The sequence below is a fragment of the Pseudomonas sp. JAI111 genome (assembly GCF_024809425.1).
Lineage (GTDB): Bacteria > Pseudomonadota > Gammaproteobacteria > Pseudomonadales > Pseudomonadaceae > Aquipseudomonas.
On record NZ_JANUCB010000012.1, the window covers coordinates 1 to 26194 of the forward strand.

Sequence of the window (26194 nt, forward strand, 5' to 3'; positions counted from 1 at the left end):
CCGGTTTTTTAGATGTGTTTGCTCGCACGAACATCATCAATCAAATCGGCGTTCTTGTTTCTGTGTTTCCCGGGATTTCGTGAAGAACCTTTTTTTTGGGGCAATTTCCGACAACGGCTTTCCCCATCTCCTCGGGCATTCACAGCATCGTCCGGCATAAACCTCTTTGAGTTGCTCGTAGCCTTGGCACTGCTTTCACTCAAAGGATTGGACAATGAACCACTATTCGCTCAAGGCATTACTTCTCGCTCTTTTGCCCCTGACCCTGCAGGCATGCACCACACCCTCTGCGCCGACAGGGATAGAACGCAGCCTGCTGCTTCAAAGCAGCACTTCCTGGGACGGCACGCGTTACGTTCACTACCCCGACACCGCGCCAGAACTGTCCCTGCTCAAACTCAAGATACCGGCCAACACCGAACTTCAATGGCACACTCACCCCATCCCCAACGCGGCGTACATTCTTGCCGGCGAGCTGACCATTGAAAGCAGGGACAGCGGTCAGACTCGACGCTACAAGCAAGGCGAGGCATTGGCCGAAATGGTCAACATTACTCATCGCGGGAAAACCGGTGACGAGCCGGTCGAACTTATTGTGTTCTATGCTGGCAGCGAGGGCATTCCATTATCGGAGTAATCCTCGCTGCCCACAGGGAGTCTGAATGCGGCCATTTTTAATGTTTATGCTGCTGTCTTTGGCTTTTCCCGTAATGGCCCAGATTTACAAATACACCGATGCCGACGGCAACACCGCCTATAGCAATCAGCCGCCTGATGGCGTCGCGGCGCAGGCGGTCGACTTGCCTCCGCTTAACAGCGTCGAGCCCCAGCGCTCTTCTGCGCCGCCCAGCGAAGCCTTGAGCAGCCAACAGCCTCATAGCGCTTACGAGGTGCTGGAGCTCACTGGCTTGCCCACAGATGAGGCGTTGCGCGCCAATAACGGCACTTTCACCGTCAGCGTCATGATCAAACCGCGGCTTCAAGCGCCGCACCTGCTGAGGCTGCTGCTTGATGATCAGCCTTACGGCCAAGCGAGCAATGTGCCGATCCTGCAACTGGTCAATATTGATCGCGGCACGCACAGCCTTGCAGTGCAGGTCATCGACGGAGAAAACATCGTGCAGCAAAGTTCCAGCGTGACCTTCACCGTGCAACGGGTGCACAAGCCGTGAGGCTATGGCTTCTGCTCGCCTGCTTGTGTGCCCTGCCAGCGGCGGCCGAGGTTTTCACCTACGTCGACGCCCAAGGCAATCGTGTCTACACCGACCAGCCAGGCTCCGGCAGCGCCAAATGCGTACCGCTGGCAACAAGCAACCGCATGTCCGCCAAACCCGGCGGCGTAGCACCGGTGATCGCTGGCAAGAAGACGGACACAACGCCGCTGTTTCACTACGACATGCTCAGAATACTGGTGCCAGAGCCCGACGCCACGGTCCGCAACAACGCCGGCGAGCTGATCGTCAGTGTCACCAGCGAACCCGGTCTGCAACACGGGCATCGCTACCGTTTGCTGCTCGATGGTCAACCCACCGCCGAACCAGGGCCGAGCCCGGTATTCGCCCTGAATAACATCGACCGTGGCAGCCACAATCTCTCAGTGGAAATCCTCGACGAGCAAGGCCGCACTGTCGAACGCACCGCCAACCAGCCCTTCCACTTGCTGCGTATCTCCCTGGCGCAAAAACGCCAAGTCAAACCCTGCGTCCTCGCCGACTACGGCCAACGACCGGAATGTCCGCTCAAGGACAAACCTGAAGAAGAAAAAAATCCCTTCTTGCGTTTCTTCTAACCTCGTTCAGGTTTGCGCACTATATTGGTGCAATAGATTGCACCGTACTCACATCGCATCCCATTTTGGTTCGAAACTACCCGCAAAAGCTGGCAGAACGCCACGCAAACGAGCGTCAAACGCCCGTTTCAGGCCTTAAACGCTTCTTTTCGGAGCCTTGGTTTGGTTTTTGCATTTTCCTCGTATCGGCGCGTTATTCATGCGCATGCCCTGCTCCAAAAGAGGTCCTGATGACCATTAGCGACGCACTGCATCGACTGCTACTCGACAACCTGACCACCGCCACCATCCTGCTCGACGCCGACCTGCGCCTCGAGTACATGAACCCGGCGGCGGAAATGCTCCTGGCCATCAGCGGCCAGCGCAGCCATGGGCAGTTCATCAGTGAGTTGTTCACCGAATCCACCGAAGCGCTGAATTCCTTGCGCCAGGCGGTGGAGCAGGCGCACCCCTTTACCAAGCGCGAAGCGATGCTCACTGCCCTCACCGGCCAGACACTGACGGTCGACTATGCGGTGACGCCAATCCTCGCCAACGGCGACACCATGCTGCTGCTCGAAGTCCATCCCCGTGACCGCTTGCTGCGGATCACCAAGGAAGAGGCGCAGCTGTCCAAGCAGGAAACCAGCAAGATGCTGGTGCGCGGCCTCGCCCACGAAATCAAGAATCCACTGGGCGGCATTCGCGGGGCAGCGCAATTGCTCGCCCGTGAGCTGCCCGAAGAAAGCCTGCGCGATTACACCAACGTGATCATTGAAGAGGCCGACCGCCTGCGTAATCTCGTTGACCGCATGCTCGGCTCCAACAAGCTGCCGTCGCTGGCCATGTGCAACATCCACGAAGTGCTGGAACGCGTCTCTCATCTGGTGGAAGCCGAAAGCCAGGGCTGCATCACGCTGGTGCGCGACTACGACCCAAGCATTCCCGACGTATTGATCGATCGCGAACAAATGATCCAGGCGGTCCTGAACATCGTGCGCAACGCGATGCAAGCCATCAGCAGCCAGAACGAGCTGCGTCTGGGCCGCATCAGCTTGCGCACCCGCGCCATGCGCCAGTTCACCATCGGCCACGTGCGCCATCGCCTGGTGACCAAGATCGAAATCATCGACAACGGCCCCGGCATTCCCGCGGACCTGCAAGAAACCATCTTCTTCCCCATGGTCAGCGGCCGCCCGGACGGTACCGGGCTGGGCCTGGCCATTACCCAGAACATCATCAGCCAGCACCAGGGCTTGATCGAGTGTGACAGCCACCCAGGCCACACCACCTTCTCGATCTTTCTGCCACTGGAACAAGGAGCCACATCGACATGAGCCGTAGTGAAACCGTGTGGATCGTCGATGACGACCGTTCTATCCGTTGGGTCCTGGAAAAAGCCTTGCAGCAAGAAGGCATGACCACGCAAAGCTTCGACAGCGCCGATGGCGTGATGAGCCGCCTGGCGCGCCAGCAGCCGGACGTGATCATCTCCGACATCCGCATGCCCGGCGCCAGCGGTCTGGACCTTCTGGCACGGATTCGCGAGCAACACCCACGGCTGCCGGTGATCATCATGACCGCGCACTCCGACCTGGACAGCGCTGTCGCGTCCTATCAGGGCGGCGCGTTTGAATACCTGCCGAAGCCATTCGACGTTGACGAAGCAGTCTCCCTGGTCAAGCGCGCCAACCAGCACGCCCAGGAGCAGCAAGGCCTGGAAGTCCCGGTCGCCCTGACCCGCACCCCGGAAATCATCGGTGAAGCACCGGCAATGCAGGAAGTGTTTCGTGCCATCGGGCGCTTGAGCCACTCCAACATCACCGTGCTGATCAACGGCGAGTCCGGGACCGGTAAAGAGCTGGTGGCCCACGCCCTGCACCGCCACAGCCCCCGTGCGGCGTCGCCTTTTATTGCGCTGAACATGGCGGCGATCCCCAAGGACCTGATGGAATCCGAGTTGTTCGGCCATGAAAAAGGCGCGTTCACCGGTGCGGCGAACCTGCGTCGCGGTCGCTTTGAGCAGGCGGACGGCGGCACCCTGTTCCTCGATGAAATCGGTGACATGCCGGCCGATACCCAGACCCGTTTGCTGCGCGTACTGGCCGATGGCGAGTTCTACCGCGTCGGGGGTCATGTACCGGTGAAGGTCGATGTGCGAATCATCGCCGCAACCCACCAGAATCTGGAAACCCTGGTACACGCCGGGAAATTCCGTGAGGACTTGTTCCACCGCCTCAATGTGATCCGCATTCATATTCCAAGGCTGTCGGACCGTCGCGAAGACATCCCGACCCTCGCCAAGCACTTCCTCAGCCGCGCGGCGCAAGAGCTGGCGGTGGAGCCGAAGCTGCTCAAAAGCGAAACCGAGGAATACCTGAAGAACTTGCCGTGGGGCGGCAACGTTCGCCAGCTGGAAAACACCTGCCGCTGGATCACGGTGATGGCATCGGGTCGCGAAGTGCACATCAGCGACCTGCCGCCAGAGCTGTTGAACCTGCCGCAGGATTCGGCGCCAGTGACCAACTGGGAGCAAGCGCTGCGCCAGTGGGCTGACCAGGCGTTGGCTCGCGGTCAATCGAGTCTGCTCGACAGCGCCGTGCCGGCATTCGAGCGAATCATGATCGAAACCGCCCTCAAACACACCGCCGGCCGCCGCCGCGATGCCGCCGTGCTGCTGGGTTGGGGACGCAATACCCTGACGCGCAAGATCAAGGAATTGGGGATGAAGGTCGATGGCGCGGATGAGGATGAGGGGGAAGAGGGTTAACTTTTACCGATCGTTCCCATGCTCTGCGTGGGAATGCAGCCCGGGACGCTCCGCGTCCCTGCCGAAGCGGACGCAGAGCGTCCATTGAGGCATTCCCACGCGGGAGCGTGGGAACGATCAACAGCCTTCCGTGCACCGCAGCAATGCACCGTGAACCGCAATCGAGCACGGCAACAGCCCCTGAATCCCGCCAGCTTTCGCAATCAAACCCGTATGAAATAAACACGAAAGCCCCGTATTACGGGGCTTTCAGCGTTTCAGCGCGGCTTTCTGTTTCAACTTGTTAAAACCTGGCACGCCCCCTGCAATAGTCCATTCAGTGATTCAGTTCACTACCCGGTTTCGGGGACCTTGGTACAGGCAGGCCGGGGATTCCCCTCTTTACATCGGGCTCACAACGCACTTGCGACGAGCCCAAACAGTTTTGGGGCCCTTGATACAGGCAGGTCAGGGGTTCCTTCTTTACACCGGGCTTGCGACGCAATGCGCAAGCCCCGCCGTTTTGGGAACCTTGGTACAGGCAGGCCGGGGATTCCCTCTTTTATTGCTCTCGGAGATGGATCTCCAGCCGCCAGCGGCCATCGACCTCGCTACCGGCCCAATCGCCCTGCAGTGGCCGGGCCGCCACCACCGTCAGCAACAACCCTCCATCACTCAAGCGCGTCCGCCAGTTCAAGACCTTGTCGTTGATTTTGAGCTGACCTTTCTGCGCCTTGCCTTCAGCCTCGAACAGCAGCCCGAGGCTGCCGTCCACAAACTCGCCGTGGGACTTGGGTTCGTTGTTGAACCACACCACCAGCCCATCGCCCGAGACCTCGACCTGTTGCAGTTCGCTGGGGTCGGGCGTCGTCAGACGGCCGATCATCAAACCCACCATCAGTCCGACAATCGCCAGTGAAGCCATCACGCGCGGTAATAGTTTCGAACGTGTATCGGCTGGCGGCGTAGAATGCCGCTCATCTTTACCTTCGGAGCCGTGCATGTTTCACGTCATCCTTTTCCAACCAGAAATTCCGCCGAATACCGGCAACGTTATCAGGCTGTGCGCCAACAGTGGCTGCCACCTGCATTTGATCGAACCGCTGGGCTTCGAGATGGACGACAAGCGTCTGCGCCGGGCCGGCCTCGATTACCACGAGTATGCCACCTTGCAACGCCATGCCGACCTTGCCAGTTGCCTGGAGAGCCTTGGCCATCCTCGCGTGTTCGCGTTCACCACCAAAGGCTCGCGTCCGTTCCACGATGCCAGTTTTGCCGAGGGTGACGCCTTCCTGTTCGGCCCGGAAAGCCGTGGCTTGCCAGCCGAGGTACTCGATGCCCTGCCCGGCGAACAACGCCTGCGCCTGCCGATGCGCGAAGGCTGCCGCAGCCTGAACCTGTCGAACACCGTGGCGGTTGCCGTGTACGAAGGCTGGCGCCAGCTCGGGTTCAAATAACCTCGAGGCCTGATCGTTCCCACGCTCTGCGTGGGAATGCAGCCCGTGACGCTCCGCGTCACTGGACGCGGAGCGTCCCTAGAGGCATTCCCACGCAGAGCGTAGGAACGATCATCTCCCGCCCAAGAAAAAAGCGCCCGTTACGGCGCTTTTTTTGTTACTGCATCGAACGCTTATTGAACGGTCGGGGTCTCGCCCGCGGCCTGCATGCGCTGCAGTTCTTGTGCGTACAGCGCGTCGAAGTTCACCGGAGCCAGCATCAGGGCCGGGAACGAACCGCGGGTCACCAGGCTGTCCAGGGTCTCGCGAGCGTACGGGAACAGAATGTTCGGGCAGAACGCGCCGAGGGTGTGGCTCATCGAAGCGTCGTCCAGGTTCTTGATCAGGAAGATCCCGGCCTGTTGCACTTCAGCGATGAACGCCACTTCGTCGCCGTTTTTCACGGTCACGGACAAAGTCAGCACCACTTCGTGGAAGTCGCTTTCCAGCGCCTTCTGGCGGGTGTTCAGATCCAGACCGACGCTCGGTTCCCACTGCTGGCGGAAGATTGCCGGGCTTTTTGGGGCTTCGAAGGACAAGTCACGTACGTAGATGCGCTGCAAGGAGAATTGCGGTGCGGTTTCTTCTTCGCTAGCTGCAGTGTTCTGTTGGTCAGTCATCTCAGATCCTTTCTGATCTTGGGGTCTTATAGGGAAGGCGCTCAGGCCTTGAGCATGGCGTCGAGCTTACCGGCGCGCTCAAGCGCAAACAAATCATCACAACCGCCAATGTGGCGTTCGCCGATCCAGATTTGCGGCACGGACGTACGTCCGGCCTTCTGGGCCATGGCGGCACGCACCTGCGGCTTGCCATCGACCTTGATCTCTTCGAAGGCCACGCCTTTGTTCTCGAGCAGGTACTTGGCTCGCGAGCAGTAAGGGCAGTAATCGCTGGAATAGACGATGACGTTGCTCATATCACTTCACCAACGGCAGGTTGTCGCCTTTCCAGCTGGAAATACCGCCGGACAGCTTGGCGGCAGTGAAGCCGGATTTCATCAGTTCGCGGGCGTGGGTGCCGGCGGTCTGGCCCAGGGCGTCGACCAGGATGATGGTCTTGGCCTTGTGCTTTTCCAGTTCGCCGATGCGCGCCGCCAGTTTGTCGTGCGGAATGTTCAACGCGCCAACAATGTGACCGGCGGCGAAATCCTTGACCGAACGAATATCAACCACGATGCCCGCGTCCTTGTTGACCAGGCCGGTCAGCTCACCGGTACTCAGGCTGCGGCCGCCGCCTTGCATCTGATAAGCGATCAGCAACGCCAGCAGTACGACGAAGATACCGACGAGCAGATAGTGGTTAGTGGCAAATTCAATCAGGTGAGCAACCATCGAAGGAGGTTCCAGGGCGTTAAAATGTCGGCCAGTATACACAGCCCCTATGGTGGGCCAAACCCCGTCCGGCGGTGACGCCGCAGGAACTTCGCTTTAAACTGCCACTCCCTTTTCCATCGCCCTCTTTTAATTCAGCCACGAGTGGAATCCATGACTACCACGCCTAAACCTTTGGTCCTGATTATTCTCGACGGCTTCGGTCACAGTGAGAGCCCTGAATCCAATGCCGTATTTGCGGCGAAGAAGCCCGTACTGGACCGCTTGTGGGCCACTGTGCCGAACGGCCTGATCTCGGGCAGCGGCATGGACGTCGGCTTGCCGGACGGCCAGATGGGCAACTCCGAAGTCGGCCACATGAACCTCGGCGCCGGCCGCGTGGTGTATCAGGACTTCACACGCGTGACCAAATCGATCCGCGACGGTGAGTTTTTCGAGAACCCGACCATCTGCGCAGCCGTCGATAAAGCCGTCGCCGCCGGTAAAGCCGTGCACTTCATGGGCCTGCTGTCCGATGGCGGCGTTCACAGTCACCAGGACCACCTGGTGGCCATGGCCGAACTGGCTTTCAAGCGCGGCGCTGAAAAAATCTACCTGCACGCCTTCCTCGATGGCCGTGACACGCCGCCCAAAAGCGCGCAGTCGTCCATCGAACTGCTCGACGCGACCTTCCAGGCGCTAGGCAAAGGCCGAATCGCCAGCATCATCGGCCGTTATTTCGCCATGGACCGCGACAACCGTTGGGATCGCGTTGCCCAGGCCTACAACCTGATTGTCGATGGCAACGGTGAATTCAACGCCGCCACCGCACAGGAAGGCCTGCAAGCCGCGTACGAGCGTGGCGAGAGCGACGAATTCGTCAAAGCCACTTCCATCGGCGAACCGGTGAAAGTCGAAGACGGTGACGCCGTGGTGTTCATGAACTTCCGCGCCGACCGCGCCCGCGAGCTGACCCGTGTGTTCGTCGAAGACGACTTCAAGGAATTCGAGCGTGCACGCCAGCCGAAACTGGCCGGCTTCGTCATGCTGACCCAATACGCCGCCAGCATTCCTGCGCCATCGGCCTTCGCTGCGGGCAGCCTGGAAAATGTGCTGGGCGATTACCTGGCGAAGAACGGCAAGACCCAACTGCGCATCGCCGAAACCGAGAAATATGCCCACGTGACCTTCTTCTTCTCCGGCGGTCGTGAAGAACCGTTCCCGGGCGAAGAGCGCATCCTGATCCCGTCGCCAAAAGTCGCCACCTATGACTTGCAGCCCGAGATGAGCGCCCCGGAAGTCACTGACCGCATCGTCGACGCCATTGAAAACCAGCGCTACGACGTGATCGTGGTCAACTACGCCAACGGCGACATGGTCGGCCACAGCGGTGTGTTCGATGCCGCGGTCAAAGCCGTTGAATGCCTGGATCTGTGCGTCGGCCGCATTGTCGAGGCCCTGGAAAAGGTTGGCGGCGAAGCGCTGATCACCGCCGACCACGGCAACGTCGAGCAAATGTCCGACGCCTCCACCGGTCAGGCCCACACCGCCCACACCACCGAGCCGGTGCCGTTCATTTATGTCGGCAAACGTGATTTCAAGGTGCGCGATGGCGGCGTACTGGCGGATGTCGCGCCGACCATGCTGATGTTGATGGGCTTGGAGAAACCGGCGGAAATGACTGGTACGTCGATTCTGGTGTAAGAGATTACCTCAAACACCACCAAACCCTGTGGGAGCGAGCTTGCTCGCGATAGCATCCTGACAGTCAACATCAGTGTTGAATGTTAAGACGCCATCGCGAGCAAGCTCGCTCCCACATTGGTTTGTGGGGTTTTTGAGGACTAAAACCTACTGTCCCTTCTTCCAGTCATCACACAGCCCCAATTGGGCATTTTTTTTGCGGCGCTTGGCGGGCATACTAGGCCGTCCCTTTCCCTGGTATCACCCGCCTCTATGCTTCGCGTCCTGATAGCCCTCGCTCTGACCTGCCTGCTCCAACCGGCCTTTGCTGACGAGCGCGCGCAAACCCAACAACAGTTGGACGCTACGCGTCAGGACATTGCCGAGCTGAAAAAAATGCTGGGCAAGCTGCAGGAAGAAAAATCCGGTGTGCAGAAGGACCTCAAGGGCACCGAGACCGAGATGGGCAAGCTCGAGAAGCAGGTCGAAACCCTGCAAAAAGAGCTGAAGAAAAGTGAATCCGAGCTGCAGCGACTCGATGGTGAGAAAAAAAAACTCCAGAGCGCACGCGTTGAACAGCAACGACTGATCGCCATTCAGGCCCGCGCGGCCTATCAGAACGGCCGCCAGGAGTACTTGAAGCTGCTGCTCAACCAGCAGAATCCGGAAAAATTCGCCCGCACCCTCACCTATTACGATTACCTGAGCCAGGCTCGCCTGGAGCAGCTGAAGAATTTCAACGAAACCTTGCGCCAGCTGGCCAATGTAGAAAAAGACATCAACCTGCAACAGGCGCAATTGCTGGTGCAGAAAAGCAGCCTGGACAGCCAGCGCGATGAACTCGACAAGGTTCGCAAGGAGCGCCAGCAAGTCCTGGCCAAGCTCAGCGATGACGTGAAGGCGCGCGATCAGAAACTCGCCGCCCGCGAGCAAGATCAGGCAGACCTGTCTAAAGTCCTTAAAACCATCGAAGAAACCCTGGCTCGCCAGGCTCGAGAGGCTGAAGAAGCGCGACAAAAAGCGCTGATCGCCCAGCAGGAAGCCGAAAAAAAGCGTTTACGTGAGGCCCAGGCGGCTGCAGACGCAGAGACCACCGACGCCCCACGCAAACCTGTTAAATCGACACCTGGCGCGCTGGTTTCAAGTTCAGGCGAAACCTTTGGCGGTCCTTTTGCGTCCTCCCGGGGAAAACTTCCCTGGCCTGTTGATGGTCGACTGTTGGCACGCTTTGGCGAAACCCGTGGCGACGATTCCCGGACCAAGTGGGACGGCGTGATGATCAGCGCTCCCGCCGGTAGCCAGGTCCATGCCGTGCATGGCGGTCGTGTGGTGTTTGCCGATTGGTTGCGTGGTGCCGGGCTGCTGGTGATCCTCGACCACGGCAACGGATTTTTGAGTCTTTATGGTCACAACCAGACGCTGCTCAAGTCTGCGGGTGACGTGGTAAAAGCCGGTGAGTCCATCTCCACTGTCGGCAACAGTGGCGGGCAGGACACGCCAGCGCTGTATTTCGCTATTCGTCAGCAGGGTCACCCGAGTGATCCGGCGCAATGGTGCCGCGCGCAAGGATAGGCGTTGAGTCACCTACATTAGGAGTTCGTTCGACATGCTGCATTTGTCCCGCCTTACCTCGCTGGCCCTGACGATCGCCCTGGTGATCGGCGCGCCTCTGGCGTTCGCCGCTCAACCTGCCCCGGCTGTCGCGCCTGCGGGCACCGCTGCGACCACCAAGGCGCCATTGCCTCTGGAAGAGTTGCGCACCTTTGCCGAGGTCATGGATCGGATCAAGGCAGCCTATGTCGAACCGGTGGACGACAAGACCCTGCTGGAAAACGCCATCAAGGGCATGCTCAGCAATCTCGATCCACACTCCGCCTACCTGGGCCCGGAAGACTTTGCTGAATTGCAGGAAAGCACCAGCGGCGAATTCGGCGGCCTGGGCATCGAAGTCGGCGCCGAAGACGGCTTCATCAAAGTGGTTTCGCCCATCGATGACACCCCGGCCTCCAAGGCTGGCATTCAGGCGGGCGACTTCATCGTCAAGATCAACGGCCAGCCGACTCGCGGCCAGAGCATGACCGAAGCCGTGGACAAGATGCGCGGCAAGATCGGCCAGAAAATCACCCTGACTCTGGTTCGCGACGGTGGCACGCCGTTCGACGTAGTCCTGACTCGCGCGATCATTCAGGTGAAGAGCGTGAAGGCCCAGCTGCTGGAGTCGGGCTACGGCTACATCCGCATCACCCAGTTCCAGGTCAAGACCGGCGAAGAGGTCTCCAAGGCCCTGGCCAAGTTGCGCAAGGACAACGGCAAGAAGCTCAACGGCATCATTCTCGACCTGCGCAACAACCCGGGAGGCGTCCTGCAAGCGGCGGTGGAAGTGGTCGACCATTTCATCACCAAGGGCCTGATCGTTTACACCAAGGGCCGCATCGCCAACTCCGAGCTGCGCTTCTCCGCCACTGGCAAAGACGAAAGCGAAGCCGTGCCGATGGTTGCGCTGATCAACGGCGGCAGCGCCTCGGCCTCGGAAATTGTTGCCGGTGCCTTGCAGGATCAGAAACGCGCAGTCGTCATGGGCACCACCAGTTTCGGCAAGGGCTCGGTGCAAACCGTGCTGCCGCTGAACAACGACCGCGCACTGAAGATCACCACGGCGCTGTACTACACGCCGAACGGCCGCTCGATCCAGGCTCAGGGCATCGTCCCGGACATCGAAGTGCGCAAGGCCAAGATCACCAGCGAACAGGACGGCGAGTACTTCAAGGAAGCCGATCTGCAAGGTCACCTGGGCAATGGCAACGGCGGTGCCGACAAGCCGACCAGCTCCGGCAGCAAAGCCAAGGCCATGCCCCAGGATGATGACTACCAACTGGCTCAGGCGTTGAGCCTGCTCAAAGGGCTGAGCATCACCTCCGGCCGCTGAGATGCGCCTGCGGTTGCTGATCGGTCTGTTGTGTTGTCTGGCGGGAGCTGCTCATGCAGCGCCCGCCCCTCAAAAGGCCTACATCACTCTGATCATTGATGACCTGGGGCAGAACCTGCCCCGGGATCGCCGTGTGCTGGCCCTGCCTGGCCCTGTGACCACGGCAATCATGCCCGACACTCCCCATGCCACCGAATTTGCCCGCGAGGCCTATCGCGCCGGCAAGATCGTCATTCTGCACATGCCCATGGACCCGGCCACCGGCCCATTCGCCTGGCACCCCGACTTGCCCATCGACGAGCTGGAAAAACGCCTGAACGCAGCGTTCAAGGTCGTGCCCTACACCGCGGGCATCAACAATCACATGGGCAGTCGCATGACGGCACAACCGGCCGCCATGGCCTGGTTGATGGCGGATTTGCAGCGCCGGCACAAGTTCTTTGTCGACAGCCGCACCAGCGCGCAGACAGTCGGGGCTGCCGAGGCACAGAAGATCGGATTGGCGAGCGTTTCACGGGATGTGTTTCTGGACGATGAGCGAACTGAAGCGGCGATCCTGACGCAGTTGCAGACGGCGATCAGTTTGGCGCACAAGCAGGGCTCGGCGGTGATGATCGGGCATCCGTACCCGCAGACACTGGCCGTGCTGGAGCGCGAGTTGCCCAGGCTGAAAGCTCAAGGGATTGAGTGGATCGACATCAAGCAGATGATCAGCGTGCGCAGCAATCGCGCGACGGCTGCGCATGGAAAGGACGGCGTGTACCGCTAATCCGCAACAACACAAAACCACTGTGGGAGCGGGCTTGCTCGCGAATGCGATGTGTCAGTCAACATCATTGCTGCCTGATACACCGCATTCGCGAGCAAGCCCGCTCCCACATTTGATTGTGCATGGCACAAATCCAGTGCTGGCCGTTAGAGATACCGCGCCATGATTTCATCCACGACGCCTTCCTTGCGCAGTTGATCCAGTGCCGCCTGTAGCCTGGCGACCACGTCATCCGGTACATCCTTGTTCAAAGCCAGGTACAACTCCGCGCTGTTGAAGCGCAACACCGTCTTGAGGCCGTTAACCCCTTCCTGGCGCGCCAGATAACGACCGGCCGGATCACCTGTCGCCCACAAATCAATCTGGCCACTCTCCAGCTTTTTCGCGTTGTCCTGATCGCGCAGCACCACAATCGGATTCAACCCTTGCTTGGCCAGCGTCTCGGCGATTGCGTCACCCTTGTACGCGCCGATCTTGTATTTGCGCGCCTGATCGAGCGACTCGATGCTGATCTTGCTGTCGTCCTTGGCCAGCATGATCCAGTCATCCGGGCCAATCGGGCCGACCCACTTGAAGAGCTTTTCGCGATCCGGCAAGCGCGCCATCACGAACACGCCGTAACCGGGTTTTTCAAGGGCGAGTTTGTAGATTCGCTCCCAAGGGAAACGCAGCGTCAAGCTGTAGGAGACTTCGGCGCGCTTGAACATCGCACGGACAATGTCGACGGCGATGCCGTTGATGTTCTCGTCCTGAGCGAAATTCTTGCCGTTCTTCGCCATGTTGTACGGCGGGAAATTTTCTGTCAGCAACACCAGGTCGGTGGAGGGACTTTCTTCGGCGTGCACGCCATTGATGAGCAATAGCGAAGCGCTGGCGAGGGCAAGAAGCAGGCGTTTGATCATGTCAGGCTACCGGAATCCATGGCGTGCCCAAGAGTGCCTTGAGCCTGCGATGATGTCTACTGGCACTTTGATAACACTGCTATCCGAACTGCAGAGCACAAGAGCTTCGCTGAGGTAAATAGTTACCGCCACTCCCCACCCTGCCCCTGATTAATTAGTGATGACCGGCAACAGCCTGGTTTTCCAGTCACGTATTCAGAGGCACCTCGCAAGCAGTCGGTCGCCTGGCAACTGCACCGCATCGCTTATGACAAGTCGGGACAAGCGTCCGAACCCAGGATTGACGTGCTCAGCCGCGTGATTGAGGCGCAACAAGCCACATCAGCCGGGGCCGACGCGGCTCGTTGACAACGTTATCGCATGACGATGCCGCGATGCGCCATGTAGGCCTTGGCTTCCTGCACGGTGTATTCGCCGAAGTGGAAAATGCTCGCCGCCAACACCGCGCTGGCGTGGCCTTCGAGAATGCCGTCGGCCAAGTGCTGCAGGTTGCCGACGCCGCCAGAGGCAATCACCGGGATGCCCAGCGCGTCGCTGATGGCGCGGGTGACACCCAGGTCGAAGCCGTTTTTCATGCCGTCCTGGTCCATGCTGGTCAGCAGGATTTCGCCGGCACCGAGGCCTTCCATTTTCTTCGCCCACTCAACGGCATCGAGGCCGGTAGGTTTGCGACCGCCGTGCGTGAAGATCTCCCAGCGCGGGGTTTCACCCGGTCCCGAGACCTTCTTCGCGTCGATGGCGACGACGATGCACTGCGAGCCGAAATGCTGGGCAGCCTCGCCAACGAATTCCGGGTTGAACACCGCCGCGGTGTTGATCGAGACCTTGTCCGCGCCGGCATTGAGCAGGTTACGGATATCCTGCACGGTGCGTACGCCGCCGCCCACGGTCAGCGGGATGAACACCTGGCTGGCCATGCGCTCGACGGTATGCAGCGTGGTGTCGCGACCGTCGACGCTGGCGGTGATGTCGAGGAAGGTAATCTCGTCGGCACCTTGCTCGTCGTAGCGACGGGCAATTTCCACCGGGTCGCCGGCATCACGAATATTCTCGAACTTGACGCCCTTGACCACCCGGCCGTTGTCCACGTCCAGGCAAGGGATGATGCGTTTGGCCAGGGCCATGCTTAATCTCCGATTAAGAGTTGCAAGCTTCAAGCTTCAAGCTGCAAGAAAGAGCGGACCGCAGTCACGCTTCTAACTTGCAGCTTGTAGCTTACAGCTTGGAGCTGGTCGCGTAGCTATCGCAGAAAGCCTGAGCTTCTGCCACATCCAGCGTGCCCTCATAAATCGCGCGGCCCGTGATTGCGCCGATGATGCCTGGCGCCTTGGCGTCGAGCAGCGACTTGATGTCACCCAGATTGTGGATACCGCCGGAAGCGATCACCGGAATGCGCGTGGCAGCAGCCAGCGCAGCCGTGAACGGAACGTTGCAGCCCTGCATCATGCCGTCTTTGGCGATGTCGGTATAAACGATCGCAGACACGCCGTCGGCTTCGAATTGCTTGGCCAGGTCGATCACCTGAACGGTGCTGATTTCAGCCCAGCCGTCGGTGGCGACGAAGCCGTCCTTGGCGTCCAGGCCAACGATCACTTTGCCCGGGAACGCGCGGCAGGCTTCGGCTACGAAGGCCGGATCTTTCACGGCTTTGGTGCCGATGATGACGTAGCTCACGCCCGCTTTGACGTAGTGCTCGATGGTTTCCAGGGAGCGGATACCGCCGCCGATCTGGATCGGCAGGTTCGGGTAGCGCTTGGCAATCGCGGTAACGACTTCGCCGTTGACCGGCTGGCCTTCGAAAGCACCGTTCAGGTCGACCAGATGCAGACGGCGGCAACCGCCTTCCACCCACTTGGCAGCCATGCTCACCGGGTCATCGGAGAACACTGTGGAATCTTCCATGCGGCCCTGGCGCAGACGAACACAGGCACCGTCCTTGAGATCGATAGCGGGAATAATAAGCATGCTTTTCCTTCGTCAAAGAGCTGCAAGTTGCAAGCGACAAGCTGCAAGCGTGCGGCGACCAATTCTTGCAGCTTGAAGCTTTCGGCTTACAGCTGCTTCTATTCTTTCTCGAGCGCCCACAAGTCGCTTTCGATGCTTTCGAACCTCTCTTTGAGGTGCGTCTGCACATCGAAAATCGCCCTGTTGTAATAATGCGGCGCAATTTCACGGGTAAACAGCTCAAGGATTTCAGCCGCTTCGAACGAACCCAGGTCCAGTTCGAAGCGATCTTCCATGAAGCGTTTGATCTTCTGGTTCGCCTCGTTCTCCTGTTCGGGAGTGAGGGTCAGGATCGGTGGCTTCTTCTTGGCCATTTACCAGCGACCATCCCACGCGGCGAAGTTCTGCAGCAATTGCAGGCCATGGGTATGGCTCTTCTCCGGGTGGAACTGCACGGCGAAACGCGAGCCATCGGCCAGCGCTGCGGCGAAATCAACACCATAGTGACCGCCACCCACCACCTGCCGCGCATTGCCGGCGGCGATGTAGTAACTGTGCACGAAGTAGAAACGCGCCAGGTCCGGAATGTTGTGCCACAGCGGGTGACTCACCGTCTGTTTCACCTCGTTCCAGCCCATGTGCGGGACTTTCAGGTGTTCGCCGTCTTCATGCAGGTCTTTGCCGAAGAACTTCACCGCGCCCGGGAACAGGCCGATGCAGTCGACGCCATCGTTCTCTTCACTGCTGTCGAGCAAGGCTTGCATGCCGACGCAAATGCCGAGGAACGGACGATCCTGGCTGACTTCGCGCACCAGCGAATCGAAGCCCAGGCGACGGATCTCCGCCATGCAATCGCGAATCGCGCCGACGCCGGGGAAAACCACCCGATCGGCTTCGCGAATCACGTCGGCATCGCTGGTGATCAGGACCTTGCCGGCACCGACATGCTCGAGGGCCTTGGCCACCGAGTGCAGGTTGCCCATGCCGTAATCGATAACCGCGACCGTCTGCATTACAGAACGCCTTTGGTCGACGGCATCTGACCGGCCATGCGGTCATCGAGCTCGACGGCCATGCGCAGGGCGCGGCCGAAAGCCTTGAACACGGTTTCGATCTGGTGGTGGGTGTTGGTGCCGCGCAGGTTGTCGATGTGCAGGCTGACGAGTGCGTGGTTGACGAAGCCCTGGAAGAATTCCTGGAACAGGTCAACGTCGAAGCCGCCAACGGTGGCGCGGGTGTAGGGAACATGCATCTGCAGGCCTGGACGGCCGGAGAAGTCGATCACTACGCGCGACAGCGCTTCATCGAGCGGCACATAGGCGTGACCGTATCGACGGATGCCTTTTTTGTCGCCGATGGCTTTGGCAAAGGCCTGACCCAGGGTGATACCGACGTCTTCCACGGTGTGGTGGTCGTCGATATGCAGGTCGCCCTTGCTGACAATATCCAGGTCGATCAGCCCGTGACGGGCGATCTGGTCCAGCATGTGCTCAAGAAAAGGAACACCGATATCAAATCGGGCCTTTCCGGTGCCATCCAGGTTGATCGAGGCTTTGATCTGGGTTTCCAGAGTGTCGCGCTCGACTGACGCCTTACGTTCGGCCATCACCAGCTCCGCAAAATCATTGGGCGAAAAAGGCAACCATTATAGGGGCGCGGGCGCGAAACAGAAACACGGGAGGCGATATGACTGACGGAGTGAATTCCGTGCTGTCGGGGATAGACATGTCCATACAAGCCGCGGGAAGGGAACACAAAACAAATGTGGGAGCGAGCCTGCTCGCGATAGCAGTGTGTCAGCCACATAAATGTTGGCTGACACTCCATCATCGCGAGCAGGCTCGCTCCCACAGGGGTACTGCGTTTACTTAACTCAGTGGAACAGGACAGCCGTTTTCTGCAGGGTCACCCAAACACCCCAAGCCAACGGAATGCCCACCACCAACCACGCAGCGATCGCAAGCGGCTTGGTGCCCGGCGCGGCTTTCCATTCAAGAACGGTGGTCGCATCGGCACCTTTGTCGTGACCCAGCGCCTGTTCGGCAGCGAGTTCGGCGTCGGTCATGAAGTACTTGTCGGCTACCGGACGCACCATCAGGTTGCACAGGAAACCCAGCACCAGCAGGCCAGCGAGGATGTACAAGGTGATGTCATAAGCCGCGGCACGTTCAACGCCGATGCTCAGCTGATATTCACGCAGGTAGTTCACCAACACCGGACCCAACACGCCCGCCGCAGCCCACGCGGTCAACAGACGACCGTGGATCGCGCCGACCATTTGCGTACCGAACAGGTCCGCCAGGTAAGCCGGCACCGTCGCAAAACCACCGCCGTACATCGACAGGATGATGCAGAACGCCGCCACGAACAGCGCAACGTTGCCCAGGTGACCGAGGTTCGGGATCAGCGCATACAGCGCGAAGCCGAGGGCGAAGAACACGAAGTAGGTGTTTTTGCGACCCAGGTAGTCCGAGAACGAAGCCCAGAAGAACCGGCCACCGATGTTGAACAGGCTCAGCAAACCGGTGAAACCGGCAGCAATCGCCGCAATCGAGGCCAGTTGCGAAGCGTCCAGCTGACCGAACGTAAGGTTGTTGCCCAGCAATTTGCCAGCAAACACTTCCTGCAACAGCGGCGACGCCATGCCAAGGATGCCGATACCGGCGGATACGTTCAGGCACAACACCAGCCACACCAGACGGAATTGCGGGGTTTTCCACGCCACATTCACGTGGACGTGACGATGAGTAATCATCGCGTTCGAAGCTTTTTTCGCCGGGGCGGTCCAGCCTTCAGGCTTCCAGCCGGTAGGCGGAACGCGGTACGACAGTGCGCCACCGATCATGAACACGAAGTAGATCGCGGCCATCACCAGGAAGCTCTGCCACACGCCGACGCTGGTTGGCGAAGCGAAGTGGCCCATCAGGGCAGCGGCCAGCGGAGCACCGACCATCGCGCCACCACCAAACCCCATGATCGCCATGCCGGTGGCCATGCCACGCTTGTCTGGGAACCACTTGATCAAGGTCGAGACCGGCGAGATGTAACCCAGGCCCAGGCCGATACCGCCAATGACCCCGGAGCCGATCCACATCAGCCAGATCTGGTGGGTATACACCCCCAGCGCGGATATCAGCAGACCGCCACACCAGCACAGCGCCGACACAACGCCAGCCTTGCGCGGCCCGGCATGTTCCAGCCAACCGCCCCAGATCGCTGCCGAGCAGCCGAGGAAGATGAAAAACAGGGTGTAAATCCAGCCGAGCATCGAGATCGGCCAGTCGCATTGCGACGAGAAAACCTGCGAGATGAAGCTCATGTCCGGCGCGCAAGCCACTGGAGCGGTCACACCCAGCGCTTTGGACAGTGGCAACCAGAACACCGAAAAGCCATAGGCCATGCCGATGCAGAGGTGGATGGCCAACGCGGCCGGTGGCACCAGCCAACGGTTGAAACCGGGCTTGGCGATGATACGTTCCTTGGACAGGAACGCGGGCTGATCGGCGCTGAGGCCGTCCGCCGTGATGCTCGTTGTCATTATGTATCCCCCAATTATTAGTAGAGTTCGCCAGCCATTCTTCCCCCTCAGCCTTTATGCGCACGCATGGCTGTTTTTTAGGGGAAGCTCCCTTTTGGTGCGACATCACGCCGCAGAAGGACGGACGAACTGACAGAGGTTAACATCTGTACGTGACAGAAAAACCAAAGTGATATCACCTTTTGTCTGTCATCTGTTCTCGTACCACTGAAGGAACCACCATGCCGATCATTGTCGAGCCGCTGAACGAAGCCACTTATCAGGACCAGCAAGATCTGCAGAAGATCTATCGCGATGCCCCGGATTGGCTGTTTGCCCCGTTTTCAGGGGACGTGCAGCTGATTGAAGGCTGCCTGCGCGACGGTTCGCTGATCGCCGGACGCTTCAATGATCGACTGCTCGGCGCGGCTCGTTTGCAACGGCACCCTGGTGTCTGGCACTTGTCCCAAATATGCGTACGAAAAATCACCCGTCGTCGCGGTGTGGCTGAGCGCCTGGTGAATGAAGCACAGAAAATGGCGGCGCAATCGGGCGCGGTCCTGCGTTTGCTGGCACCGGCGGGGCATCTTGAAGCACAAGCGCTGGCCGCCAAGCTGAAGGTGGCGCTCGATGAATTGCCGGCGTGATCGCTGACCGGTCGTGCACTTTGGAGCGCTATACTCCCCGGCTAAATTTCGAATTCGACTAAATACAAGGACTCGCCCATGAAAGCGTTCGGCAAAATCCTGGGTCTGGTACTTCTCGGGCTGTTGCTGATCATTGTGGCGCTGGGCTTCGCCCTGACCCACCTCTTCGATCCCAACGACTACAAAGACGAGATTCGCCAGATTGCCCGCGACAAGGCCCACATCGAGCTGACGCTCAATGGCGATATCGGCTGGAGCCTGTTCCCGTGGCTGGGCCTTGAACTGCACGAAGCCAGTGTCGCGACCCTGGCCAAGCCCACCGAGCCGTTCGCTGACCTGCAGATGCTGGGTCTCTCTGTCCGGGTTTTGCCGCTGCTGCGCCGTGAGGTGCAGATGAGCGATGTGCGCGTCGAAGGCCTGAACCTGCGCCTGAACCGCGACAAGGACGGTCATGGCAACTGGGAAGACATTGGCAAGGTCCCTTCCGCAGCGCCGGCCACACCACCAGTCACCTCTGACCTGTCGGCCCCGGCCCCGCAAACCACCGTCCAGGTAGAAAAGCCACCGCAGCCGGCGCGCCTGGACATCGACAGCCTGACCGTAAACAACGCCCGTGTTGAATACAACGATGAGAAAACCGGCAAGCAGTTCAGCGCCGAAAGCATCCAGTTGAGCACCGGCCCGGTCCATGACTCGACCAACATCCCGGTCAAGCTCACCGCGTTCCTGGGCACTAATCAGCCAGTCTTGCGTGTCCGTACCGAGCTCAACGGCGAGTTGCGCTTCGAGCGCGCACTGCAACGCTACAAATTCGAAGACATGAAACTCTCCGGCGAAGTCGCCGGCGATCCATTGCAAGGCAAAACCATGACCTTCGCCGCGCAGGGCCAGTTGCTGCTGGACAAAGCCGCGAACGTCGCCGAGTGGACCGGCATCAAGATTTCCGCCAACCAGTTGCGAGCGCTGGGTGAGTTGAAGGTCAACGACCTCGACAAGACGCCGCAGATCAACGGCGCCATCTCGATTGCCCAATTCGACCTGGCAAAATTCGTCGACAGCATCGGCCAGAAACTCCCGGCCATGGCCGAAGGCAGCCTGAGCAAAGTCGAGCTGGTCAGCCGCGTGGCGGGTACGCCGACGAGCGTGTCCTTCGACAATATCAACCTGAAAGTCGATGACAGCAGCTTCAGTGGCCGCATCGCCGTCGAGGATTTCGCCAAGCAATCACTGCGCGCAGTGCTCAAGGCTGACACCTTCAACGCCGACCGCTACCTGCCACCAAAATCCGCCGAAGCCAACAGCGCAACGCAGGTGCGTCAGGCTGAAGTGGCCAACACCGAAGCCAGCGCCATGGCCGGTGCCGGCAGCACGCCGCTGCCCGACGCACCGACCAAAACCGCGTGGAGCACCGAACGCCTGTTGCCGGTAGAACGCTTGAGCAAACTCGACGTGGACGCTGACCTGACCTTCGGCGAGTTGACCCTCGACAAACTGCCGATCCACAACGCAGCGCTCAAGGCCACCGGCCAGGGCGGCTTGCTGACGCTGGAGAACCTGCGCGGCGACCTGTACGACGGCAACTTCGAAACCAAGGGCACCCTGGACGTGCGTCAGGAAGTGCCGGCGCTGGCCATGCAGACGCGTATCACCCGGGTGCCGGTGGAACAAATCCTCGAAAGCCAAGGCAAGAAGCCACCGGTCAAGGGCCTGGTGACGCTCAACAGTGCTTTGACCGCCAGCGGCAATAGCCAGAAAGCGCTGATCGACAGCCTCAACGGCAACGCCGGTTTTGTCATCAACAATGGCGTATTGCTCAACGCCAACCTTGAGCAACAACTGTGCAAAGGCATCGCCACCCTGAACCGTAAAACCCTCAGCGGCGAGCCGAAGGGCAAGGACACTCCCTTCCAGGAACTCAAAGGCAACCTGACCTTGCATAACGGCGTGGCCAGCAACCCGGACCTGAAAGTGCGCATCCCGGGCATGACCGTCAACGGCAATGGCGACGTCGACCTGCGAGTGCTGGGTATGGATTATCGCGTGGGCATCGTCGTCGAAGGCGACACCAGCGCCATGCCCGATCCGGCATGCCAGGTGGGTGAAAAGTACGTCGGCATCGAGTGGCCGCTGCGCTGCCGTGGTCCGCTGGAACTGGGTGCCAAGGCCTGCCGCGTGGACAACGAACGCATGGGCCAGGTCGCCGCCAAACTGGCTGGAGAAAAGCTCAGTGACAAAATCGACGAGAAGCTTGGCGACAAAGTCAGCCCTGAACTGAAAAACGCGTTGAAGGGGTTGTTCAAGCGATGAAAGCCGAGCAGTTTTCATCGGCGGTGCTGGACTGGTACGACCGCCACGGCCGCCACGATTTGCCCTGGCAACAGGGGATCACGCCGTATCGGGTGTGGGTCTCGGAAATCATGCTGCAGCAAACCCAGGTAAGCACCGTGCTGAACTACTTCGACCGTTTCATGGCTTCGCTGCCAACGGTCGAAGCCCTGGCCGCCGCACCGGAAGACGAAGTGCTGCACCTGTGGACCGGCCTGGGTTATTACACTCGCGCGCGCAATTTGCAGAAGACCGCGAAGATTGTTGTAGCCGAGCACGGTGGCGAGTTTCCGCGCGATGTTGAAAAGCTGGTTGAGCTGCCGGGCATTGGCTTGTCCACGGCGGGCGCGATCGCCAGCCTGAGCATGGGCCTGCGGGCGCCGATCCTCGACGGCAACGTCAAACGGGTGCTGGCGCGGTTTACGGCGCAAGAGGGTTATCCAGGCGAGCCGAAGGTCGCCAAACAGCTATGGGCGAACGCTGAGCGCTTTACGCCGCATGATCGGGTCAACGCCTACACCCAGGCGATGATGGACCTGGGCGCCACGCTCTGCACCCGCAGCAAACCGAGCTGCCTGCTCTGCCCGCTGCAAAAGGGCTGCGAGGCGCACACGCTCGGCCTGGAAACCCGCTACCCGATCCCCAAGCCACGCAAAGCAGTGCCACAGAAGCGCACGCTGATGCCCATGCTTGCCAACGGCGAAGGCGCGATTCTGCTTTACCGTCGCCCTTCCACGGGCTTGTGGGGCGGTCTCTGGAGCTTGCCGGAGCTCGACGACCTCGACGATCTGCAACACCTGGCCTCCCAGCACTCGCTCGAACTGGGCACCCAACAGGCACTGCCAAGCCTGGTGCACACCTTCAGCCATTTTCAGTTATCCATCGAACCCTGGCTGGTTCAGGTCCAGGAGGCCGGCCATCACGTGGCCGAGGCCGACTGGCTCTGGTATAACCTCGCCACCCCGCCGCGCCTGGGCCTTGCCGCCCCGGTCAAAACCTTGCTCGAACGCGCGGCCGCCGTATTGAACGCAGGAGAGTCGTCATGACCCGCACCATCATGTGCCGCAAGTACAAAGAAGAATTGCCCGCTCTGGAGAAAGCCCCCTTCCCGGGCGCAAAAGGTCAGGACATTTTTGACCATGTCTCGGCCAAGGCCTGGGCAGACTGGCAAAAGCACCAGACCCTGCTGATCAACGAAAAACGCCTGAACATGATGAACGCCGAAGACCGCAAATACCTTCAGGGCGAGATGGACAAGTTCTTTTCCGGCGAGGATTACGCCAAGGCTGACGGCTACGTTCCACCTGCTCAATAATTGATCAAAATCCGGGGTCGACACGTAAGCGACGGTAATAATTAAATATTTTTTGAAAACTTGCTTGACGACCCCCTGAAAAACCCGTTTAATGCGCCCCGTTGCCCAGATAGCTCAGTCGGTAGAGCAGGGGATTGAAAATCCCCGTGTCGGCGGTTCGATTCCGTCTCTGGGCACCAAATACCGAAAACCCTGAATCGCAAGATTCAGGGTTTTTTTATGCCCGGGATTTGATGGGGCCCGGGTTTTGCGCCGAACCGCCATCCCCTGCGGAAATCGGCAGACGCATCTGACACCTACAAAAAAAACCGCTTCCTGCGGTTTTTTTGTATGACTGCATTTTTGAAGTTATTAGCCCGAGACATATTGCTGGCCTGTCCAGTGAAGGTTCAGGTCACGGGCTGGACCGCTTCCGATGTCCACGGTATTGCGCCGTTCCTGGCCGTTACGCGTGGTGACTACCGTGTACTTGCCCGGAGGAAGTTGCACGTACACCAAGGGACCGGCCTGATCCAGGCTGAACACAGGATGTCCTTGTGCGTTCTGAACGACCACATTCACGTCGGGCAGAAATTCGTTTGCAGGTCCGATAGAGAAACTCATGTGCAAGTTGTACCCATGAGATTGTTGAACAAAGCGTGCCTCATCCTCACCAATGCCTCCTGACAGGTATCTGATTCCATTCTGCTGTTCTGGCTGAATCTGCACACCGGCTGTGTCGACAGGTCCCGGAGTTATTGCATGAGCCATGGCGGGAAACATCAACACACCGACAGCAGCGATGGGCAGCATCAATGAATGGATGTGTTTCATGATGACGACTCCCGGGTTCTACAGAACCCTTTCGTTACGTCATTTAGATTTCTGACGGGACGCTCAAGTTTTATATCGATTAGTACTGTGATGAGCCGCGAATAGGACTACACGATGTATTCCAAAGGGAACGCGCCTAGAGGCAACTCATGCTGCATGGCCAAACGACGCAAGCCTGATCAACTGGCCAGAGGCAGTCCCGACGGACTGCCACCGTCACTGATCTCCCTTCCAGTTGAACACCAGATTACGCACGTTATCCTTGCCGACATCTGTCGTGTCGCGCTTTGCCTCACCGTGACGGGTGGCGACCACGGTGTACTTGCCAGCAGGTAACTGGACATAAACCAGAGGCCCTGCCTGACTGAGTGTCAGCACTGATTGACCTTGAGTACTCTGGATAACCAATTCGACATCCGGCACATATTTGCCTTCGGGCCCAATGGAAAAAGTCATGTGCAGGTTGTAGCCGGTCGTTTGCTGAATGGCCTTCGCTTCATCCTCGCCAATACCGCCGGACAGATAGGCAATCCCGTTCTGTTCCTGCCGCTGAATTTGCACGCCTGTGCTGTCGACGGGCTCGAGACTGGCGGGCCAGGTCATGGCGGGAAACATCAGCACACCGACGGCGGCGATGGGCACAATGAGGGAATGGATGGACTTCATGATGGCGACTCCCGGGCTCCACGGAACCCAATCTTTAATCCATTTAGATTTCTTGTTGAATGCTCAAGTTTTAGATTGATTGGTGCTTGGGCTGACTGCGAATCGGACTACACGTTGTATTCCTGAATCACGTGCTGCAGTGGGTTGGTTCCTGCAAAACGAATCCGTTAATTCCTTCCGCTTTTCCAGCAGCGCCCTGCATCGCCGACGAGTGCTCACTTGTCATTCTCTTTCGCCTGACTCCCCAGCTGCGGAAGACCTCATGAGCCTCGTCAAACCCGATAACACTCAAGATCCACAACTCACTTCACTGGTGGGCAATCTCGGCGAACTGATACGCCAGGCACGTCTTACGGTGCTGCGAGCGGTTGATACCGCTCAAGTGCACACCTGCTGGCAGATCGGGCGACATATTGTCGAATTCGAGCAGGAGGGGGCTCGGCGGGCCGAGTACGGCAAGCAGTTACTGCCGACGTTAGCGAAAGTATTGACGGCGGAATTTGGGAAAGGCTTTGACGCATCCAACCTTCGTTACATGCGCCTGTTCTATCAAGCATTCCCAAAGTGTGACGCACTGCGTCACGAATTGAGCTGGACCCACTACCGCAGGCTACTGCGTGTCGATAACGAACACGCACGTCACTGGTACATGAACGAATCAGCCATCCAGAACTGGTCAAGCCGCGCCCTGGAGCGCCAGATCAATACCTTGTATTACGAACGCCTGCTGGCAAGTCGTGATCGCCCCGCTGTCAAACAGGAAGCGGCAACCAACCTTCAAAACATCAACGCGCATCCTCGGGACTTCATCAGGGATCCGGTGATGCTGGAGTTTCTTGGATTACCCAATGCGGGACTGACCCAGGAAACCGATCTCGAACAAGCACTGATCCATCAGCTTCAAGCGTTCCTGCTTGAACTGGGCAAAGGCTTCGCCTTCATTGCCCGCCAACAACGCATCAGCACCGAAAGCAAAGATTTCTACATCGACCTGGTGTTCTACAACTACCTGCTCAAATGCTTCGTCATCTTCGATCTCAAACGCGGCGAACTGACTCACCAGGATGTAGGGCAGATGGACATGTACGTGCGCATGTACGACGACCTCAAACGCGGGCCGGAAGATGGCCCGACCGTCGGCATCATCCTTTGTGCGCAGAAGGACGACTCCGTGGTGCGGTATTCGGTGCTAGAGGGGAATGAACAGCTGTTCGCCAGCAAATACAAACTGGTGCTACCGAGCGAGGAAGAACTTCGTGCGGAATTGGATCGGGAACGAGCAGCTTTAGAGGAGCGACTGTCGAATCAGAAGCTCCGATGAATACGCGAGAATTGTCCATTAGCGAGGCGAAGACTATCGTTAG

Annotated in this window: 28 protein-coding genes and 1 tRNA gene; 16 read left to right on the forward strand and 13 right to left on the reverse strand. The window is 59.1% G+C overall.

Translation table 11 applies throughout. The features are described 5' to 3' along the window. Positions 1 to 214: 214 nt before the first annotated feature. From HNR03_RS27690 to ntrC, 5 genes are all read left to right on the forward strand, one after another. Complete coding sequence (locus HNR03_RS27690; protein ID WP_259157248.1) at positions 215 to 637, forward strand: cupin domain-containing protein; 423 nt, start codon at positions 215 to 217, stop codon at positions 635 to 637. Between the two features lie 25 nt (positions 638 to 662). Further along, entirely contained in the window at positions 663 to 1172 is a 510-nt protein-coding gene (locus HNR03_RS27695) for a DUF4124 domain-containing protein (protein ID WP_259157249.1), read from the forward strand. After that, positions 1169 to 1789 (forward strand): DUF4124 domain-containing protein, encoded by a 621-nt coding sequence (locus HNR03_RS27700; RefSeq protein ID WP_259157250.1) that lies wholly within the window; start codon positions 1169 to 1171, stop codon positions 1787 to 1789. The genes HNR03_RS27695 and HNR03_RS27700 overlap by 4 nt, the downstream gene beginning before the upstream one ends. 230 nt (positions 1790 to 2019) lie before the next feature. Continuing rightward, positions 2020 to 3105 carry a nitrogen regulation protein NR(II) gene (glnL, locus tag HNR03_RS27705; RefSeq protein ID WP_222589391.1) on the forward strand — a complete coding sequence of 362 codons (1086 nt, stop codon included), beginning with the start codon at positions 2020 to 2022 and terminating at the stop codon, positions 3103 to 3105. Then, positions 3102 to 4538: a nitrogen regulation protein NR(I) gene (gene ntrC, locus HNR03_RS27710; RefSeq protein WP_208670482.1), complete on the forward strand. Its 1437-nt coding sequence runs from the start codon at positions 3102 to 3104 to the stop codon at positions 4536 to 4538. The genes glnL and ntrC overlap by 4 nt, the downstream gene beginning before the upstream one ends. 541 nt (positions 4539 to 5079) lie before the next feature. Here ntrC and HNR03_RS27715 read toward each other — a convergent pair. Beyond that, complete coding sequence (locus tag HNR03_RS27715) at positions 5080 to 5520, reverse strand: hypothetical protein (protein WP_259157251.1); 441 nt, start codon at positions 5518 to 5520, stop codon at positions 5080 to 5082. On the opposite strand from HNR03_RS27715, the gene HNR03_RS27720 reads away from it, so the two are divergent. Continuing rightward, positions 5519 to 5974, forward strand: a complete 456-nt coding sequence (locus HNR03_RS27720; protein WP_008024914.1) for a tRNA (cytidine(34)-2'-O)-methyltransferase — start codon at positions 5519 to 5521, stop codon at positions 5972 to 5974. The genes HNR03_RS27715 and HNR03_RS27720 overlap by 2 nt on opposite strands. Before the next feature lie 173 nt (positions 5975 to 6147). Here HNR03_RS27720 and secB read toward each other — a convergent pair whose 3' ends face one another. From secB to HNR03_RS27735, 3 genes are read right to left on the reverse strand one after another with little or no spacing between them, the layout of a single operon-like run. Further along, complete coding sequence (gene secB, locus HNR03_RS27725) at positions 6148 to 6633, reverse strand: protein-export chaperone SecB (RefSeq protein ID WP_150702707.1); 486 nt, start codon at positions 6631 to 6633, stop codon at positions 6148 to 6150. Between the two features lie 41 nt (positions 6634 to 6674). Next, positions 6675 to 6929 (reverse strand): glutaredoxin 3, encoded by a 255-nt coding sequence (gene grxC, locus HNR03_RS27730; RefSeq protein WP_222589389.1) that lies wholly within the window; start codon positions 6927 to 6929, stop codon positions 6675 to 6677. Between the two features lies 1 nt (position 6930). Further along, positions 6931 to 7344, reverse strand: a complete 414-nt coding sequence (locus HNR03_RS27735; RefSeq protein ID WP_259157252.1) for a rhodanese-like domain-containing protein — start codon at positions 7342 to 7344, stop codon at positions 6931 to 6933. A 153-nt stretch (positions 7345 to 7497) separates the two neighbouring features. Between HNR03_RS27735 and gpmI the strand changes: the two genes are divergently transcribed. From gpmI to HNR03_RS27755, 4 genes are all read left to right on the forward strand, one after another. Further along, the gene (gpmI, locus tag HNR03_RS27740) at positions 7498 to 9027 is read left to right on the forward strand and encodes a 2,3-bisphosphoglycerate-independent phosphoglycerate mutase (RefSeq protein WP_090176754.1); all 1530 of its coding nucleotides are present in this window, start codon (positions 7498 to 7500) and stop codon (positions 9025 to 9027) included. A 252-nt stretch (positions 9028 to 9279) separates the two neighbouring features. Beyond that, positions 9280 to 10578, forward strand: a complete 1299-nt coding sequence (locus HNR03_RS27745) for a murein hydrolase activator EnvC (RefSeq protein ID WP_222589387.1) — start codon at positions 9280 to 9282, stop codon at positions 10576 to 10578. A 34-nt stretch (positions 10579 to 10612) separates the two neighbouring features. Beyond that, on the forward strand, positions 10613 to 11932 hold the full coding sequence (locus HNR03_RS27750; RefSeq protein ID WP_259157253.1) for a S41 family peptidase: 1320 nt from the start codon (positions 10613 to 10615) through the stop codon (positions 11930 to 11932). Position 11933: 1 nt separating this feature from the next. Beyond that, on the forward strand, positions 11934 to 12701 hold the full coding sequence (locus tag HNR03_RS27755) for a divergent polysaccharide deacetylase family protein (RefSeq protein WP_259157254.1): 768 nt from the start codon (positions 11934 to 11936) through the stop codon (positions 12699 to 12701). A gap of 146 nt (positions 12702 to 12847) precedes the next feature. On the opposite strand, the gene HNR03_RS27760 is transcribed toward HNR03_RS27755, so the two are convergent. The 7 genes from HNR03_RS27760 to HNR03_RS27790 form a co-directional block, all read right to left on the reverse strand. Further along, entirely contained in the window at positions 12848 to 13603 is a 756-nt protein-coding gene (locus tag HNR03_RS27760; protein WP_259157255.1) for an ABC transporter substrate-binding protein, read from the reverse strand. A 353-nt stretch (positions 13604 to 13956) separates the two neighbouring features. Beyond that, the gene (hisF, locus tag HNR03_RS27765; RefSeq protein ID WP_007897430.1) at positions 13957 to 14727 is read right to left on the reverse strand and encodes an imidazole glycerol phosphate synthase subunit HisF; all 771 of its coding nucleotides are present in this window, start codon (positions 14725 to 14727) and stop codon (positions 13957 to 13959) included. 91 nt (positions 14728 to 14818) lie between these two features. Then, positions 14819 to 15568, reverse strand: a complete 750-nt coding sequence (hisA, locus tag HNR03_RS27770) for a 1-(5-phosphoribosyl)-5-[(5-phosphoribosylamino)methylideneamino]imidazole-4-carboxamide isomerase (protein ID WP_259157256.1) — start codon at positions 15566 to 15568, stop codon at positions 14819 to 14821. A 98-nt stretch (positions 15569 to 15666) separates the two neighbouring features. After that, the gene (locus HNR03_RS27775) at positions 15667 to 15921 is read right to left on the reverse strand and encodes a DUF2164 domain-containing protein (RefSeq protein WP_222589383.1); all 255 of its coding nucleotides are present in this window, start codon (positions 15919 to 15921) and stop codon (positions 15667 to 15669) included. Next, complete coding sequence (gene hisH / locus HNR03_RS27780) at positions 15922 to 16560, reverse strand: imidazole glycerol phosphate synthase subunit HisH (RefSeq protein WP_090176778.1); 639 nt, start codon at positions 16558 to 16560, stop codon at positions 15922 to 15924. Further along, a complete protein-coding gene (hisB, locus tag HNR03_RS27785; RefSeq protein ID WP_003218037.1) occupies positions 16560 to 17153 on the reverse strand; it encodes an imidazoleglycerol-phosphate dehydratase HisB in 594 nt (197 codons plus the stop codon). Before hisB ends, hisH begins: the two co-directional genes overlap by 1 nt. 267 nt (positions 17154 to 17420) lie before the next feature. Then, positions 17421 to 19085, reverse strand: coding sequence for an OFA family MFS transporter (locus tag HNR03_RS27790; RefSeq protein WP_259157257.1), 1665 nt, complete (start codon positions 19083 to 19085; stop codon positions 17421 to 17423). Between the two features lie 221 nt (positions 19086 to 19306). Between HNR03_RS27790 and HNR03_RS27795 the strand changes: the two genes are divergently transcribed. The 5 genes from HNR03_RS27795 (at position 19307) to HNR03_RS27815 (ending at position 23530) form a co-directional block, all read left to right on the forward strand. Next, positions 19307 to 19711 (forward strand): PanM family protein, encoded by a 405-nt coding sequence (locus HNR03_RS27795; RefSeq protein WP_259157258.1) that lies wholly within the window; start codon positions 19307 to 19309, stop codon positions 19709 to 19711. A 78-nt stretch (positions 19712 to 19789) separates the two neighbouring features. Continuing rightward, the gene (locus HNR03_RS27800; RefSeq protein ID WP_259157259.1) at positions 19790 to 22018 is read left to right on the forward strand and encodes an AsmA family protein; all 2229 of its coding nucleotides are present in this window, start codon (positions 19790 to 19792) and stop codon (positions 22016 to 22018) included. Then, on the forward strand, positions 22015 to 23082 hold the full coding sequence (gene mutY / locus HNR03_RS27805; RefSeq protein ID WP_259157260.1) for an A/G-specific adenine glycosylase: 1068 nt from the start codon (positions 22015 to 22017) through the stop codon (positions 23080 to 23082). The genes HNR03_RS27800 and mutY overlap by 4 nt, the downstream gene beginning before the upstream one ends. Next, on the forward strand, positions 23079 to 23351 hold the full coding sequence (locus HNR03_RS27810; protein WP_222589378.1) for an oxidative damage protection protein: 273 nt from the start codon (positions 23079 to 23081) through the stop codon (positions 23349 to 23351). Before mutY ends, HNR03_RS27810 begins: the two co-directional genes overlap by 4 nt. A 103-nt stretch (positions 23352 to 23454) precedes the next feature. Next, a tRNA-Phe gene (locus tag HNR03_RS27815) sits at positions 23455 to 23530 on the forward strand. 172 nt (positions 23531 to 23702) lie between these two features. Here HNR03_RS27815 and HNR03_RS27820 read toward each other — a convergent pair. Next, entirely contained in the window at positions 23703 to 24164 is a 462-nt protein-coding gene (locus tag HNR03_RS27820; RefSeq protein WP_222589377.1) for a carboxypeptidase regulatory-like domain-containing protein, read from the reverse strand. A gap of 216 nt (positions 24165 to 24380) precedes the next feature. After that, positions 24381 to 24830 carry a carboxypeptidase regulatory-like domain-containing protein gene (locus tag HNR03_RS27825; protein WP_259157261.1) on the reverse strand — a complete coding sequence of 150 codons (450 nt, stop codon included), beginning with the start codon at positions 24828 to 24830 and terminating at the stop codon, positions 24381 to 24383. 262 nt (positions 24831 to 25092) lie between these two features. Between HNR03_RS27825 and HNR03_RS27830 the strand changes: the two genes are divergently transcribed. Continuing rightward, on the forward strand, positions 25093 to 26151 hold the full coding sequence (locus HNR03_RS27830) for a YhcG family protein (protein WP_259157495.1): 1059 nt from the start codon (positions 25093 to 25095) through the stop codon (positions 26149 to 26151). Positions 26152 to 26194 lie beyond the last annotated feature (43 nt).

Bases quoted from the DNA above. Each gene is read 5' to 3' on its own strand.
- HNR03_RS27820 (WP_222589377.1), bottom strand. From the start codon at position 24,164: ATGAAACACATCCATTCATTGATGCTGCCCATCGCTGCTGTCGGTGTG.
- hisH (WP_090176778.1), bottom strand. From the start codon at position 16,560: ATGCAGACGGTCGCGGTTATCGATTACGGCATGGGCAACCTGCACTCG.
- grxC (WP_222589389.1), bottom strand. From the start codon at position 6,929: ATGAGCAACGTCATCGTCTATTCCAGCGATTACTGCCCTTACTGCTCG.
- HNR03_RS27755 (WP_259157254.1), top strand. From the start codon at position 11,934: ATGCGCCTGCGGTTGCTGATCGGTCTGTTGTGTTGTCTGGCGGGAGCT.
- HNR03_RS27795 (WP_259157258.1), top strand. From the start codon at position 19,307: ATGCCGATCATTGTCGAGCCGCTGAACGAAGCCACTTATCAGGACCAG.
- HNR03_RS27790 (WP_259157257.1), bottom strand. From the start codon at position 19,085: ATGACAACGAGCATCACGGCGGACGGCCTCAGCGCCGATCAGCCCGCG.
- HNR03_RS27825 (WP_259157261.1), bottom strand. From the start codon at position 24,830: ATGAAGTCCATCCATTCCCTCATTGTGCCCATCGCCGCCGTCGGTGTG.
- HNR03_RS27775 (WP_222589383.1), bottom strand. From the start codon at position 15,921: ATGGCCAAGAAGAAGCCACCGATCCTGACCCTCACTCCCGAACAGGAG.
- hisA (WP_259157256.1), bottom strand. From the start codon at position 15,568: ATGCTTATTATTCCCGCTATCGATCTCAAGGACGGTGCCTGTGTTCGT.
- HNR03_RS27745 (WP_222589387.1), top strand. From the start codon at position 9,280: ATGCTTCGCGTCCTGATAGCCCTCGCTCTGACCTGCCTGCTCCAACCG.
- mutY (WP_259157260.1), top strand. From the start codon at position 22,015: ATGAAAGCCGAGCAGTTTTCATCGGCGGTGCTGGACTGGTACGACCGC.
- HNR03_RS27830 (WP_259157495.1), top strand. From the start codon at position 25,093: ATGAGCCTCGTCAAACCCGATAACACTCAAGATCCACAACTCACTTCA.
- hisF (WP_007897430.1), bottom strand. From the start codon at position 14,727: ATGGCCCTGGCCAAACGCATCATCCCTTGCCTGGACGTGGACAACGGC.
- HNR03_RS27720 (WP_008024914.1), top strand. From the start codon at position 5,519: ATGTTTCACGTCATCCTTTTCCAACCAGAAATTCCGCCGAATACCGGC.
- glnL (WP_222589391.1), top strand. From the start codon at position 2,020: ATGACCATTAGCGACGCACTGCATCGACTGCTACTCGACAACCTGACC.
- HNR03_RS27810 (WP_222589378.1), top strand. From the start codon at position 23,079: ATGACCCGCACCATCATGTGCCGCAAGTACAAAGAAGAATTGCCCGCT.
- HNR03_RS27735 (WP_259157252.1), bottom strand. From the start codon at position 7,344: ATGGTTGCTCACCTGATTGAATTTGCCACTAACCACTATCTGCTCGTC.
- secB (WP_150702707.1), bottom strand. From the start codon at position 6,633: ATGACTGACCAACAGAACACTGCAGCTAGCGAAGAAGAAACCGCACCG.
- HNR03_RS27690 (WP_259157248.1), top strand. From the start codon at position 215: ATGAACCACTATTCGCTCAAGGCATTACTTCTCGCTCTTTTGCCCCTG.
- gpmI (WP_090176754.1), top strand. From the start codon at position 7,498: ATGACTACCACGCCTAAACCTTTGGTCCTGATTATTCTCGACGGCTTC.
- HNR03_RS27800 (WP_259157259.1), top strand. From the start codon at position 19,790: ATGAAAGCGTTCGGCAAAATCCTGGGTCTGGTACTTCTCGGGCTGTTG.
- HNR03_RS27715 (WP_259157251.1), bottom strand. From the start codon at position 5,520: ATGCACGGCTCCGAAGGTAAAGATGAGCGGCATTCTACGCCGCCAGCC.
- HNR03_RS27760 (WP_259157255.1), bottom strand. From the start codon at position 13,603: ATGATCAAACGCCTGCTTCTTGCCCTCGCCAGCGCTTCGCTATTGCTC.
- HNR03_RS27750 (WP_259157253.1), top strand. From the start codon at position 10,613: ATGCTGCATTTGTCCCGCCTTACCTCGCTGGCCCTGACGATCGCCCTG.
- HNR03_RS27695 (WP_259157249.1), top strand. From the start codon at position 663: ATGCGGCCATTTTTAATGTTTATGCTGCTGTCTTTGGCTTTTCCCGTA.
- hisB (WP_003218037.1), bottom strand. From the start codon at position 17,153: ATGGCCGAACGTAAGGCGTCAGTCGAGCGCGACACTCTGGAAACCCAG.
- ntrC (WP_208670482.1), top strand. From the start codon at position 3,102: ATGAGCCGTAGTGAAACCGTGTGGATCGTCGATGACGACCGTTCTATC.